11 protein-coding genes and 1 pseudogene are annotated in these 12,980 nt (G+C 62.2%); 7 read left to right on the top strand and 5 right to left on the bottom strand.

The window, feature by feature from the left end:
* Positions 1-15 precede the first annotated feature (15 nt).
* From sfnG to KI237_RS16245, 7 genes and pseudogenes are all read left to right on the top strand, one after another.
* Positions 16-1,113 (top strand): dimethylsulfone monooxygenase SfnG, encoded by a 1,098-nt coding sequence (gene sfnG, locus KI237_RS16275; RefSeq protein ID WP_212796116.1) that lies wholly within the window; start codon positions 16-18, stop codon positions 1,111-1,113.
* Positions 1,114-1,127: 14 nt separating this feature from the next.
* Positions 1,128-2,287, top strand: a pseudogene (locus KI237_RS16270) (AMP-binding protein).
* A 13-nt stretch (positions 2,288-2,300) separates the two neighbouring features.
* Positions 2,301-3,083, top strand: coding sequence for an ABC transporter ATP-binding protein (locus KI237_RS16265; protein WP_212796115.1), 783 nt, complete (start codon positions 2,301-2,303; stop codon positions 3,081-3,083).
* Between the two features lie 67 nt (positions 3,084-3,150).
* Positions 3,151-4,032: a branched-chain amino acid ABC transporter permease gene (locus KI237_RS16260; protein ID WP_212796114.1), complete on the top strand. Its 882-nt coding sequence runs from the start codon at positions 3,151-3,153 to the stop codon at positions 4,030-4,032.
* An 11-nt stretch (positions 4,033-4,043) separates the two neighbouring features.
* Positions 4,044-5,111, top strand: a complete 1,068-nt coding sequence (locus KI237_RS16255) for a branched-chain amino acid ABC transporter permease (protein WP_212800628.1) — start codon at positions 4,044-4,046, stop codon at positions 5,109-5,111.
* 72 nt (positions 5,112-5,183) lie between these two features.
* Positions 5,184-6,509 carry an ABC transporter substrate-binding protein gene (locus tag KI237_RS16250; RefSeq protein ID WP_212796113.1) on the top strand — a complete coding sequence of 442 codons (1,326 nt, stop codon included), beginning with the start codon at positions 5,184-5,186 and terminating at the stop codon, positions 6,507-6,509.
* Positions 6,510-6,565: 56 nt separating this feature from the next.
* Positions 6,566-7,357: an ABC transporter ATP-binding protein gene (locus KI237_RS16245; protein ID WP_212796112.1), complete on the top strand. Its 792-nt coding sequence runs from the start codon at positions 6,566-6,568 to the stop codon at positions 7,355-7,357.
* On the opposite strand, the gene KI237_RS16240 is transcribed toward KI237_RS16245, so the two are convergent.
* The 5 genes from KI237_RS16240 to KI237_RS16225 all read right to left on the bottom strand — a co-directional run bounded on the left by KI237_RS16240 (position 7,341) and on the right by KI237_RS16225 (position 12,810).
* Complete coding sequence (locus KI237_RS16240; protein WP_212796111.1) at positions 7,341-8,444, bottom strand: sigma-54 interaction domain-containing protein; 1,104 nt, start codon at positions 8,442-8,444, stop codon at positions 7,341-7,343. The two genes, KI237_RS16245 and KI237_RS16240, sit on opposite strands and share 17 nt — an antisense overlap.
* A gap of 318 nt (positions 8,445-8,762) precedes the next feature.
* Complete coding sequence (locus tag KI237_RS16235; protein WP_212796110.1) at positions 8,763-9,794, bottom strand: HlyD family secretion protein; 1,032 nt, start codon at positions 9,792-9,794, stop codon at positions 8,763-8,765.
* A 6-nt stretch (positions 9,795-9,800) separates the two neighbouring features.
* Positions 9,801-10,352: an MFS transporter gene (locus KI237_RS31030; RefSeq protein ID WP_249410617.1), complete on the bottom strand. Its 552-nt coding sequence runs from the start codon at positions 10,350-10,352 to the stop codon at positions 9,801-9,803.
* Complete coding sequence (locus tag KI237_RS16230) at positions 10,286-11,365, bottom strand: MFS transporter (protein WP_249410616.1); 1,080 nt, start codon at positions 11,363-11,365, stop codon at positions 10,286-10,288. Before KI237_RS16230 ends, KI237_RS31030 begins: the two co-directional genes overlap by 67 nt.
* A complete protein-coding gene (locus tag KI237_RS16225) occupies positions 11,362-12,810 on the bottom strand; it encodes an efflux transporter outer membrane subunit (RefSeq protein WP_212796109.1) in 1,449 nt (482 codons plus the stop codon). The genes KI237_RS16230 and KI237_RS16225 overlap by 4 nt, the downstream gene beginning before the upstream one ends.
* Positions 12,811-12,980: the final 170 nt, after the last annotated feature.

The raw sequence follows: 12,980 nt of genomic DNA, 5'->3' as shown, positions 1-12,980 counted from the left end.
CATGGAGTACATGCAATGAGCCAGGACCCGATCAAATTTGCCTACTGGGTGCCCAACGTCAGTGGTGGGCTGGTGGTCAGCAAAATCGAGCAACGCACCGACTGGGGCATCGACTACAACCGCAAGCTGGCCCAGATCGCTGAGGCGGCCGGCTTCGACTACGCCCTGTCCCAAGTGCGCTTTACCGCCGGTTACGGCGCCGAATACCAGCATGAGTCCGTGGCGTTCAGTCATGCCTTGCTGGCCGTCACCACGCGCCTGAAAGTCATCGCCGCAGTGTTGCCTGGGCCGTGGACGCCGTCGGTGTTGGCCAAGCAGATCGCAACCATCGATCACCTGACCGGCGGCCGGGTGGCGGTCAACATCGTGTCGGGTTGGTTCAAGGGCGAGTTCACCGCCATCGGCGAGCCATGGTTGGAGCACGATGAGCGCTATCGCCGTTCCGAAGAGTTCATCACCGCGCTCAAGGGCATCTGGACCACCGACAACTTCACCTTACGGGGTGATTTCTACCGCTTCCACGACTACACCCTCAAGCCAAAACCACTGCAGCAGCACCCGGAAATCTTCCAGGGCGGCAGCTCGCGTGCGGCACGGGACATGGCCGCCCGGGTATCGGACTGGTACTTCACCAACGGCAATACCGTGGAAGGCGTCAAGGCGCAGATCGATGACCTCCAGGCAAAAGCCGCAGCCAACAATCACAAGGTCAAGGTCGGTGTGAACGCCTTCGTCATTGCTCGCGACACCGAAGAAGAGGCGCGGGCGGTGCTTGCGCAGATCATCGATCAGGCCGATCCCGAGGCCGTCAATGCCTTTGGCGATGCGGCGAAGCAGGCCGGCAAGTCCAGCCCGGAAGGCGAGGGTAACTGGGCCAAGTCCAGCTTCGAGGACCTGGTGCAGTACAACGATGGCTTCAAGACCAACCTGATTGGCACGCCGCAGCAGATCGCCGAACGTATCGTCGCGCTCAAGGCCGTGGGTGTGGATCTGGTGCTCGCCGGCTTCCTGCACTTCCAGGAAGAAGTCGAGTATTTCGGCCGTAAGGTCCTGCCGCTGGTGCGTGAGCTGGAGCAACGCAAAGTGGCAGCCAAAACGGCGGCAGTCGCTTAGGCGCGGGAGGCAGCATGGGCACGCTCACCGACACACCTGACGCGGCACCGGCCAGCTTGCCCCAGTGGCTGCAGCAACAGGCGCATCGGCAGGGCGCGGATGTCGCGCTGCGCCACAAGCACTTGGGTGTCTGGCAGGCGCGCAGCTGGGTGCAAGTGGCCGATGAGGTACGCCGTTTGGCGAGTGCCCTGCAAGCCCGCGGTTTTTCGGCGGGCGCGACCCTGACGATCATCAGCCGCCCCAGGCCGCAGGCGCTGCTTGCAGCCTTGGCCGCGCAGTGGCTGGGTGGTGTGGCGAGCCTGTTCGATCCGCTGGAGGGGGCGGCCGAACAGGTGCAACTGCTCGGCACGCTGCAGCCGGATTTCGTCCTGGTCGAAGGGCTGGAAGAGATGCTGCGTCTGCGTGCGGCACAGGTGGCTGCACGTGTGCTGGTTTATCTCGACAAGCGTGGCCTGGCCGATTCGACGCCATTCGTTCAAGCGCTGGATTACGCCGCGCTGGTTGCCGAGCAGCCAACCAATGAACGGGCACCGCAAGGGCGAGTGCTGCAAACCGCCTTTGTCTTTTATCGCAGGGCTGGGCAGGTAATTGAAGAGCAACGCGTCAGCCACGCCGAGCTGTTGCAGGAGGGCCAGCGGTTGGTGACGCGCGAAGGCCTGGGGCGGCAGGAAGAGGCATTGGCCGCACGGGCGTTTGCCTCGGGCGGCCAAGCCCGCTATTTGCTGGCGCCCTGGTTGATCGCCGGTTTTCGCCTGAACTTTCCGGAGAATCTGGCGACCCGTGATCGCGACCGTCGCGAGCTGGGCCCGACATTGGTGGCCGGGACACGTGAAACCTACGAGCGTTTGCACCGTTATGCGCTGGAGCGTTTGCCGGCGCCGGGCAGTGGGGCGCGTGGGCTGGTGGACTGGGCATTGGCGGGCCAGCCGGGCCTCTGCAAAAACACCTGGGTAACTGGCTGGTGCGTCGGCCTTTGCGCGATGTGCTGGGGTTTTCCCGGACCCGCGCGCCGCTGCTGGTGGGGGATGCCCTGTCGCCCGAGACCCAGGCATTTTTCCTGGCGTTGGGTATCCAGGTTCGCCAGTGGAGCGATGCGGCCCACTGGGAAGTACCGACGAACCTTGTGCAGCAAACCACCCATGACTGGGCCGGGCTCCAGTCGCAACCGGCCTGAGAGGTAACACCCCATGACGCAGACGGCCGACACGCATTTGCTGGAGCTGGAGCATATTTCACTGTCATTCAAAGGCGTCAAGGCGGTCACCGACATCAGCTTTCGCGTCGCCACCGGTGAGATCTGCGCCTTGATCGGCCCCAACGGTGCTGGCAAAAGTTCGCTGCTGAATGTCATCAGCGGCGTGTACCAGGCCCAGGAGGGGCGCATCCGTTTTGATCGACAGGAGCGGCGCCGGATGCGCCCCCACGATGTGGCGGTGCGCGGCATCGCCCGCACGTTCCAGAATATCGCGCTGTTCAAGGGCATGAGCGTGCTCGACAACGTGCTCACCGGACGCAACCTCAAGCGGCGCAGCACCTGGATCGAGCAGGCGCTGCGCATCGGTCGCGCCGGGGCTGAGGATGACCGTCAGCGCGAAGCGGCCGAGCGCGTCATCGCGTTCCTGCACTTGCAGCCCTGGCGCGACACCTTGGTGGGCACGTTGCCCTATGGCTTGCAGAAGCGGGTCGAGCTGGCCCGTGCGCTGGCGGCGGAGCCTCGGCTGTTGTTGCTGGACGAACCCATGGCCGGGATGAACGCCGACGAGAAGCAGCAGATGAGCCGCTTCATCGTCGACATCAATCGTGAACTGGGCACCACCGTGGTGTTGATCGAGCACGATATCGGCGTGGTCATGGACATCAGCGACCACGTGGTGGTGCTCGATTACGGTCGCAAGATCGGCGACGGCTCGCCCGAAGAAGTGCGGCAGAACCCCGAGGTCATTTCGGCTTACCTGGGCACTCGCCACTGACACTGGATATTCGATGCCTTCCCACCACGGAGGGCAGGCAAATTGCGCCCGCAGAACAGGAATAACCATGGAATTTTTCTTTGAAGTATTGATCGGCGGGTTGTTGGCGGGGGTGATGTACGCCTTGGTGGCCATCGGTTTTGTGCTGATCTACAAGGCCTCCGGGGTGTTCAATTTCGCCCAGGGCGCGATGGTGCTGTTCTCGGCGTTGACTTTCGTCAGCCTGCTGGAACGCGGTGTGCCGTTCTGGCTGGCGTTCCTCATCAGCCTGGCGGCCATGGTGTTGATCGCCGTGGCCGTGGAGCGTGTGGTGCTGCGCCCGTTGGTCAACCGCTCGCCGATCACGCTGTTCATGGCCACCCTCGGGCTGTCCTACGTCATCGAAGGGTTCGCCCAGGCGCTGTGGGGCGCCCAGGTGCATGGCCTGGAACTGGGCATCAGTGATGAACCGCTGGAACTGGGTGGGATGTTGTTGTCGCAGTTCGACATTTTTGCCGCGCTGACGGCGGCGTTCCTGGTGTTGCTGTTGTCCTGGCTGTTCAACAAGACCCGGCTTGGGCTGTCGTTGCGGGCGGTGGCCGATGACCCGCTGGCAGCACTGGCCGTGGGCATCCGCTTGCAGCGGGTGTGGGTGGTGGTGTGGGCGGTGGCGGGGTTTGTCGGGTTGGTCGCCGGGCTGCTCTGGGGTGCTCGCCTGGGTGTGCAGTTCTCGCTCTCGCTGGTGGTGCTCAAGGCCTTGCCGGTGCTGATCATCGGCGGCTTCACCTCCATCACCGGCGCGATTGTCGGCGGCTTGATCATCGGCGCCTCGGAGAAGCTGGCGGAGGTTTATCTCGGGCCCTTCATCGGCAGCGGCATCGAGAACTGGTTTCCCTACGGGCTGGCGTTGCTGTTTTTGCTGGTGCGTCCAGCGGGGTTGTTTGGCGAACGGGCCATCGAACGGGTTTAGGGGAACGCATGATGTTTTATCAAGAAGCAGGCCAGTTCAACACCCGCTATGCCCAGGACCGCCGGGTCTTCGCGCTGCGCCAGGACCGTCACGGGCTGGTCGCGTTGCTGCTGTTTGCCTTCGTCGTGGTGCCTTGGCTGGGCAATGACTACTGGTTCAGCGCGATCCTGATTCCGTTCCTGGTGCTGTCCCTGGCGGGGTTGGGGCTCAACTTGCTCACTGGCTATGCCGGGCAGCTGTCCCTCGGTTCAGCGGCATTCATGGCGGTGGGCGCCTTTGCCACCTACAACCTCGAAGTGCGGCTCGCGGGCTTGCCGTTGTTGGTCAGTATTGCCCTGGGCGGGTTGACGGCGGCGCTGGTGGCGGTGCTGTTCGGCCTGCCAAGCCTGCGCATCAAGGGTTTCTACCTGCTGGTCTCGACCCTGGCGGCGCAGTTCTTCGTGACCTGGGCGCTGACTCGGTTCAGCTGGTTTTCCAATAACAGCGCCTCGGGCGTGATCAGCGCGCCGCGCCTGGACGTTTTCGGGGTCAACCTCGACGCGCCGGCCGGTCGCTATCTGCTGACCCTGACGGTGGTGGTGGCGCTGTTCTGGCTGGGCAAGAACCTGGTGCGCAGCGAGTTGGGGCGCAACTGGATGGCGGTGCGCGACATGGACACCGCCGCCGCAGTCATCGGCATTGCATTGGCAAAAACCAAGCTGTTGGCGTTCGCCATCAGCGGTTTTTTCCTCGGCGTGGCCGGCGCGCTCTGGGCCTTCGCTTACCTGGGTACGGTGGAGCCCCACGGCTTCGACCTCAATCGGTCGTTCCAGATCCTGTTCATCATCATTATCGGCGGCCTCGGCAGCCTGCTGGGCAACTTCCTGGGCGCGGCGTTCATGGTGCTGTTCCCGGTGTTGCTCTCGAACCTGGTGTCGCTGCTGCCCGGTGGGCTGGTGGACGCCGGCCAGGTGGAGAACCTGCAGAAGATGATATTTGGCGCCCTGATCATTCTGTTCCTGATCAAGGAACCAGAGGGCCTTGCGCGCCTCTGGCAGAGATTTCGCCAGCGCGCTCGGCTGTGGCCGTTGCGCTACTGAGCGAACCGCACAACGCGGGTTTGCAGTTCCATTTTGTTGGCTTACCTATGGCTTCATAACAAGGAAAATCCGATGTTCAAACGATCATTCGCCAGCCGCCTGGCACTGGCCCTGAGCCTCACCGCCGCGGCCTTCACCGTCCAGGCCGACAACGAACAATACTTCCCGCTGCAAAGCTATCGCGTCGGCCCTTATGCGGCCGGCGGCACCGGTTTTTTTGGCGGCTTCATCGACTACCTCAAGTACGTCAACACCAATGGCGGCGTGAACGGCGTCAAGCTGACGTGGAGCGAGTGCGAAACCGAATACGTGGTCGAAAAAGGCGTCGAGTGCTACGAGCGCCTGAAGAAAGGTTTGAACGGCGCGCCAGCAGCGGCCACCAACCCGTTGTCGGTGGGTATTGCCTACGCGACGCTGGAGCGTTCGACGGCCGACAAGCTGCCGCTGATCACCATCAACCACGGTCGCACGGACTCCACCGATGGCAGCGTGTTTCCCTATGTCTTCCCGTTGCAGTTGAACCCGTATTCCGAAGTGTCGGCGATCATCAATTACATCGGCCAGCGGGCCGGCGGGCTGGAAAAACTCAAGGGCCTGAAGATCGTCACCCTGTATCACGGCTCGCCCTACGGCAAGGAAACCAACGAGGTGTTGCAAACCCTGGCCGACAAGTACGGCTTTGCGCTGACCTTGCTGGAGGTGCCGCACCCGGGCAACGAGCAACAATCGCAATGGCTGAATATCCGTCGGGAAAAACCCGATTGGGTGATCCTGCGCGGTTGGGGCGTGATGAACCCGGTGGCGCTGAAAACCGCGCAGAAAGTCGGTTTCCCGGCCGATCACATCATCGGCAATATCTGGAGCAATTCCGAGGATGATGCCGCGCCGGCCGGTGCCGCGGCCAAGGGTTTCATCGCGATCACCACGCACCCATCGGGCACGGATTTCCCGGTGTTGCAGGGCATCAAGAAACAAGTGGTCGACGCCGGCCATGGCGACCTGGCCGACCCCAAGCGTTTCGGCACGGTGTATTACAACCTCGGCGTGGTCAACGGCATTCTTAACGTGGAAGCGCTGCGCATTGCCCAGCAGAAATTCGGCAAGCAACCCCTGACCGGCGAGCAAGTGCGCTGGGGCTTCGAGAACCTCAAGCTCGACGACGCCCGACTCAAGGAGCTCGGGGCGTTGGGCCTGGTGCAGCCGTTGCAGTTGTCGTGCTCGGACCATGAAGGCGGTGGTGCGGTGCGCTTCCAGCAATGGGACGGTACGCAGTGGAAGCTGATCAGTGACTGGGTCCAGGCCGACCGCGCCTTGCTGCGGCCGATCATCGAAGCGTCTTCGCAGCAGTACGCCCGGGAAAAAGGCATTACCCCGCGTGATTGCAGCAAGGAATCCTGAGGTATCGCGGCGACCGGACGCGGACGTCCGGTCTCTGCCTGAATAGGCGAAACAGCATGACGACGAACGTGCCGATCCTGCAGATCGACGATATTGAAGTCCTCTACGAACAGACCATCCTGGCCGTGCGCAGCGTGTCGCTGGAGGTCGAAAAAGGCCAGGTCGTGGTGCTACTGGGCGCCAACGGCGCGGGTAAAAGCACCACCTTGAAGGCAGCCTCCAACCTGGTGCGCGCCGAGCGGGGCGAAGTGGTGCGGGGGCGGATCGTCTACCAGGGGCGGGAGGTGACCCATAGCGCGCCTCACACCTTGGCGGCGAACGGCTTGGTGCAAGTGCTCGAAGGCCGACATTGTTTCGCCCAGTTGACCGTGGAGGAAAACCTTCTGGCCGGCGCCTTGGCGCGCCAGGTGCCGCGGCGCCAGTTGCTGGCTGACCTGGAGTTGGTCTATGGCCATTTTCCGCGTCTGAAACTGCGGCGCAAAAGCCTGGCCGGCTACACCTCGGGCGGCGAGCAACAGATGATCGCGATAGGTCGTGCACTGATGGCCAAGCCGCAACTGGTCTTGCTCGACGAGCCGTCGATGGGCCTGGCGCCGCAGATCGTCGAGGAAATCTTCGAGATCGTGCGCCAGCTCAATCAGCGCGATGGCGTCAGTTTTCTGATTGCCGAACAGAACATAAACATCGCCCTGCGCTACGCCCACTATGGTTATGTGTTGGAAAGCGGTCGCGTGGTCAGTGAAGGCAGTGCCGAACAACTGGCGGCCCGCGATGATCTCCAGGATTTCTACCTGGGCGCGCGGGCGCAGCGGCCCCTTCTGGAAGACCGCCTCAGGTCGACAGGTTGATCACCCGACCATCCCGCGTGTCCAGTGCCGGGCGGCGTCGATTGACCACCAACTCGCCAATCCTGATCAGCAATGTGCGGGTGACGTTGCGGCTCAGGCCCAGCAGGCTGGCGGTGTGGACCTGATTGCAATTGGCATATCGGTAGGCGGTGCGCAACAACTCGGCTTCGACCTTTTCATACACGTCGCCATGCTCGTGCTCAAGCAGTTTCTCGAAGGCTTTCTGCAAGAGCGCCTCTGCAGTTTGAGGCACCGATTCCGCTGGGTTGTCCTGACGCTCGATGCGAAAGTTCGACAGGTGCAGGTCCTGCACGCCGATCACGTTGTTGCGGCAAATCAACAGCGTGTGGTGGATGACATTTTCCAGTTCGCGGATGTTCCCCGGCCAGGAGTAGTCGAGCAATTTGCGCTGCGCCTGGGCATCCAGCGTCACCTCGCCGTGACCGAGCCTGCGGCTGTACTCGGCAATGAAGTGGCGGATCAGCGGCAGGATGTCACCGGGGCGTTCGCGCAGCGGCTTGAGCACCAGACTGACCACGTTCAGACGGTAATAGAGGTCTTCGCGAAAATGCCCGGCATTGATGGCTTTTTCCAGCTGTACGTTGGTGGCCGCCAATACACGTACATCGATCTTGATGCTCTTGCGCGAACCCAACCGGACCACTTCGCGCTCCTGCAGTACCCGGAGCAACTTGACCTGGATTGGCAACGGCAAATCACCGATTTCATCGAGGAACAGCGTGCCGCCGTCCGCTTCCTCGAACCAACCGGCCTTGGCCGTCAGTGCGCCGGTAAAGGCGCCTTTCTCATGGCCGAACAGCTCGGCCTCCACCAGTGTTTCGGAAAACGCCCCGCAGTTGACCGCAACAAACGGCTTGTGACGACGGGCGCTGAGGTTGTGTACGTGGCGCGCCACCAGTTCCTTGCCGGTGCCGGTCTGGCCGATGATCAGCACGCTGGCGTCACTGGGCGCGACTTGTTGCAGGTGAGCCAGCAAAGCGCGGGAGGTGGCGTCTTCGAAGACCTGGGCGGTGGCACGAATCGAAGTGGCGAGGCTGGGAGAGGGAGGAAGTGTTAGAAGCTGCATGACGGTGGCCCGCTAATGAGATTGCCGTGACTGAGAAGGGTAAATGCCAACGTTCTTGAGGCAGTACCGCGAAGCCATTGGGTTTAAGACTTAATCTAAATGATCTAAAAAACAGACAACAAATAACCTTTAGTTATTTGCTTAGGGCTTCACCTGCACATGGCGAGGGGATTTGTCCTGTGGGGTTCTGTAGGAGCCGTCGAGCGGAGCGAGGCTGCGATCTTTCCCCAGACACTTGAGTATCAACCGAAAGATCCAAAGATCGCAGGCTCCGCCAGCGCCTACACAACCCAGCTCGTCACAAAAGCCCCGATGGATTTATTCACCAATGCGGATATGCGGCGTGACGGACATCCCCACGCGCAGTTTCGCCGCCGCGGGTTGGTCATGGTCAATGCGAATGCGCACGGGCAAGCGCTGGACGATCTTGGTGAAATTGCCTGTGGCATTGTGCGGGGCAATCGCGGAATAGCTGACGCCGCTGGCCGGCCCCAGGCTTTGCACCGTGCCTTCCAGCGCCTGGCCCGGCAAGGCATCCACTTCGATGTCCACGGTTTGTCCGGTCTCTACGCGCGCCAGTTGTGTCTCGCGAAAGTTGGCGGTGATGTAGACAGCATCCAGCGGCACGATCGCCAGCAAGGGTTTGCCGGCATTGACGAAAGCACCGACGCGTATCGATTTCTCCCCGACGGTGCCGCTGATCGGTGCGGTGATGCGGGTATAGGAAAGTTGCAGCTGCGCAATGGCTTGCGCTGCCTCGGCATGGGCGAGGGCCGCCTTGGCCTTTTCCAGATCGGCCTTGAGGATATCCACGTATTGCCGGGCAGCCTGCAACCCCGCCTGGCTCTTGTCCCGGCTGGCCAGCTGAACGCTCAATTGCGCTTCGGCCTGTTGCTGGGCCTGCACGGTGCCCGACCCGTCGGTGGCCAGGTTGCGATAACGGGCCTGATTGACGCTGGCCAGCTTGAGCGCCGCCTCGTCTGCGGTTACCACCGCCTGGGCCTGGCGTATGGTGGTTTCCTGTTGGATCAAGTGCGCTTGCAGGCTGGCGATGCCGGCCCGGGCGCTGGCGACCTGGGCTTTCGCCGCATTCACGGCGGCGACAAAATCGCGGTCGTCGATGATTGCCAGCAGCTCGCCTTTCTTCACCGGTTGGTTGTCGTCGACCAACACGGTCTCAACGGTGCCCGACACTTGCGGCGCTATCGTGGTGAAGTCGGCGTGAACGTAGGCATCGTCCGTAGACTGCATCGATGCACTGGATTCAGGACGATTGAAATAGAACGCAGCGCCGATGGCCACCGCGAGCAGTGTGGCGCTGGTGATCTGGGCTTTCTTCGGTAATGCCATGATGAGTCACCCGTTTGAGGTGGAAGGTGATGAAGCTGTGTGCATCACAGGGGCGGGGATGTAGGTCAGTCGTAACACCAGAGGGATCAACAGCAGCGCCAGCAGGCCCAACACGCGATAGGCATCAGCGATCGACAGCACCAGCGATTGCTGGCCGATGAGGCTCATCAATTGCGCCGGCTCAGGCACAAACGCCAGGCTGTTACCTACCAGTGCGCCCTGGTCCAGCAACATTTCTCCATGGAAGCGACCGCGCACGGTTATGAGTTGGGCAACCGCCGCTGCACCGGCAAGCGATCCGAAGGCGCGCAACGTGTTGATCGTGCCGGACACATAAGGCCCTTCAGGAGGTTGCACCACGCTGGTGATCAGGAACAGCATCGAGACCACCGCCATCGGTTGTCCGAGGGCCTGCAGGGTCTGCGCCATGACGAACTGGTCGCGGTTCCATTCGCTGGTCAGTTGTGAGCCGGCCAGACACGCCAGCGCGATCAAGCACAACCCCAGGGCGAACACGACGCGCGCATCGACCCACTTCTGGTATAGCAGCAGCGCCACCAGGGGCCCAGGACCAGTTGCGGCAGCGCGACGATCAGGCCCACCGACGCCATCTGGAAGGGGCGATAGTCCTGAAGCGCGCCGAGATAGTTGGCCGGTAACAACGAGCTGGACATCAACACCACCAGCAGCGCGAAGAACAGAGTGCAGCCCAGTCCCAGGTTGCGGCGCCCGAGGATCTGCAACTTGATAAACGGCGATGGGTGATACCACTCGGTCAACAGATAGACCGCCAGCAAGGCCAGGCCTGCCAGCAGCGAAGACGTGACCAGCGGTGAATGAAACCAGTCCAGCCGCACGCCTTGATCCAGTGCGACAGTGATCAAACCGAACGCCGGCACACCGCAGGCCATGCCAAACCAATTGGCTTGCCGAAAACGTGGGACCTGGATGGGTTCCTTCGCCAGCCCCCAGGCGATCAGGCCTGCGGCGATGAGGGCGAGGGGGATGATCTGCCAGTACACCCAGCGCCAGTCCTGCAACCCATCCGTCCAGCGCCCGGCTAACCAGATGGACAGATTAGGCGCGAAGGTCGCCGTCATGGCATACAGTGCCAGGCCATACAACCGTATGGGGGGCGGCAGGAATTTGAGTGCCGCCATCATCAGCAGCGGGATGGTGGTGCCGCTGACAAGACCTTGGACAAAGCGCAAGGTCAGCAGAAGCCCCAGGTTGTGGATCCAAGGCAGGCTCAAGGCGAGGAGCGTACAACTGCCGAGCATCCACAATTCGAAGCGACGGACCGAGAGTGTGATGGCGAACCACGCCGAAAAGGGCATGGCAATCAACTCGCCGGCGCTGTACACGGTGGTGAGCCAGGAGCCGTCGTCGAAGCCCAAGCCCATCGCGCCTCGCACATCGGCCAGGGCCAATGCGCCGACCCGGGTATTGAGCCCCGCCATCATGGCTGCGAGAAAAATGCCGACCAGGCCGACCATCGAGCGTTTCGAGGACAAGGCCTGAGACCCTGCGCTGGCCGCGACGCGCGCTGGTGACAGTGCGATGCTGTTCATTGGGCAACCTCCGGATTCCAGCCACCACCCAGGGACTTGTAGAGATTGACCACGGTCAGCGTGGCGTTGGTCGCGTTGGCATTGAGGCGGGTTTGGCTGGCAAGCAGGTTGGACTGGGCCGTCAATACACTCAAATAGTCGGCGGCGCCCTGCTGATAACCTCGCTCGGCGGCATGCAGTGCCTGCTGGTTCTGTTCATAGGACACCAGCAGCTCATCGTGTTGACGCTGTTGGGCCCCCCAGGCATCCAGGGCATTGTCCACTTCATGCCAAGCGCGCAAGACGGTTTGGCGGTAAGCGAGTGCCGCGGTTTTTTGCCGTGATTCGTTCAGGGCCAGGCGTTGCATCAAGCGTCCGCCCTGGAAGATCGGCAGGTAAACCGTGGGGCCGATGGAGAAGAACCGCGAATCCCAACTGGCGAGATCGCCACTGTCGAAGGCTTCCACGCCGATTTGTCCTTTGAGGCCAATGCGCGGATAGAAATCAGCCTTGGCCACACCGATGGCAGCCGTGGCGGCATGCAGTTGGGCTTCGGCGCGCAGGATGTCGGGGCGCCTGTGGGCCAGTTCAGAGGGGACACCCACCGGAACCCCGGAGGGCAGGGCAGGCAAGGGCAGTGCCTTACCCAGTTGCCCATCGAGGGCACGGGGCTGTTCGCCCATCAGCAAGGCCAGCGCGTTCATCTGGGCGTTGCGACGTTGGTCCAGCTCAGGAACCATGGCTTTGATCGTGGCCAACTGCGCCCGCGCGGAAGCGGTTTCGAAGCGTGTCCCGACGCCGTTACGCTCGCGGCTTTCAGCCAGGCCGAGGGTGCGTTGCGCGACCGTCAGGTTTTGCCGGGTGATGTCCAGTTGCGCTTGGGTTCCGCGCAATTGCAGATAGGTCCGTGCCACTTCGGCGGCCAGGGCCACCTGTGCGGCTTCGCGATCATAAACCGTGGCTTGCAGCGTCGCGGCAGCGCCTTCGCGGGCCCGTTGTGCACGGCCCCACAGATCGATCTCCCAACTGGCATCGAAGCCCAGTTGCCAGAAATTGTTGGGGCCGGTCGGAGCACCCAGGGCAGCGAACTTGCCATGTTCGCTGAGGGCCTCCCGGGTGTAGCTGGCATTGGCGCCTACGCTGGGCAGTAATTGCGCAGCGGCGATCCCCAGCTGGGCGCGACTTTGCTCGATGCGTTCGGCGGCCATCTGCAGATCAAGGTTGCCCGCCAGTGCACGCGATTGCAGCCCGGTGAGCACGGCGTCATTGAACAGTGTCCACCATTGGGCTGGCACCGCGGCAGCGGACGTCGGGATATCGCTTGCGTGCGCTTGTCGGGGTGACAGTTGCACAGCGTCAAGCCCGCTCTCAGGTTTCACAAAGTCCGGGCCTACCGTACAAGCTGCCAGGATGCTCGTGCCGATGAGCGTCAAAATGCGTTGAGGTAACCCGAAGAAAGCCGACATAGCCCGTTCCCCGTAAGGTTGCTGCGTCGCTCGACGAGCGCACGCCTGGGGTCAATGAATCAGCGATTGGCTCGCTGTGAATTCATGGTATTGGGGGCCGTTTCCAGGCGCACTTCTACATCGGTTCAGCCAAACCATACGTCAGTGGTGGGGGAGCTATACCAAGGTAT

The organism is Pseudomonas sp. St316 (genome assembly GCF_018325905.1).
In the GTDB taxonomy this organism is placed as follows: domain Bacteria; phylum Pseudomonadota; class Gammaproteobacteria; order Pseudomonadales; family Pseudomonadaceae; genus Aquipseudomonas.
The sequence above is the reverse complement of the archived record's forward strand: the minus strand, read 5'-3'. Positions and strand labels throughout refer to the sequence as shown.

What these genes read in the sequence shown, in the direction of transcription:
- sfnG (WP_212796116.1), top strand. Translation starts at nt 16, where the DNA reads ATGAGCCAGGACCCGATCAAATTTGCCTACTGGGTGCCCAACGTCAGT.
- KI237_RS16265 (WP_212796115.1), top strand. Translation starts at nt 2,301, where the DNA reads ATGACGCAGACGGCCGACACGCATTTGCTGGAGCTGGAGCATATTTCA.
- KI237_RS16260 (WP_212796114.1), top strand. Translation starts at nt 3,151, where the DNA reads ATGGAATTTTTCTTTGAAGTATTGATCGGCGGGTTGTTGGCGGGGGTG.
- KI237_RS16255 (WP_212800628.1), top strand. Translation starts at nt 4,044, where the DNA reads ATGTTTTATCAAGAAGCAGGCCAGTTCAACACCCGCTATGCCCAGGAC.
- KI237_RS16250 (WP_212796113.1), top strand. Translation starts at nt 5,184, where the DNA reads ATGTTCAAACGATCATTCGCCAGCCGCCTGGCACTGGCCCTGAGCCTC.
- KI237_RS16245 (WP_212796112.1), top strand. Translation starts at nt 6,566, where the DNA reads ATGACGACGAACGTGCCGATCCTGCAGATCGACGATATTGAAGTCCTC.
- KI237_RS16240 (WP_212796111.1), bottom strand. Translation starts at nt 8,444, where the DNA reads ATGCAGCTTCTAACACTTCCTCCCTCTCCCAGCCTCGCCACTTCGATT.
- KI237_RS16235 (WP_212796110.1), bottom strand. Translation starts at nt 9,794, where the DNA reads ATGGCATTACCGAAGAAAGCCCAGATCACCAGCGCCACACTGCTCGCG.
- KI237_RS16230 (WP_249410616.1), bottom strand. Translation starts at nt 11,365, where the DNA reads ATGAACAGCATCGCACTGTCACCAGCGCGCGTCGCGGCCAGCGCAGGG.
- KI237_RS16225 (WP_212796109.1), bottom strand. Translation starts at nt 12,810, where the DNA reads ATGTCGGCTTTCTTCGGGTTACCTCAACGCATTTTGACGCTCATCGGC.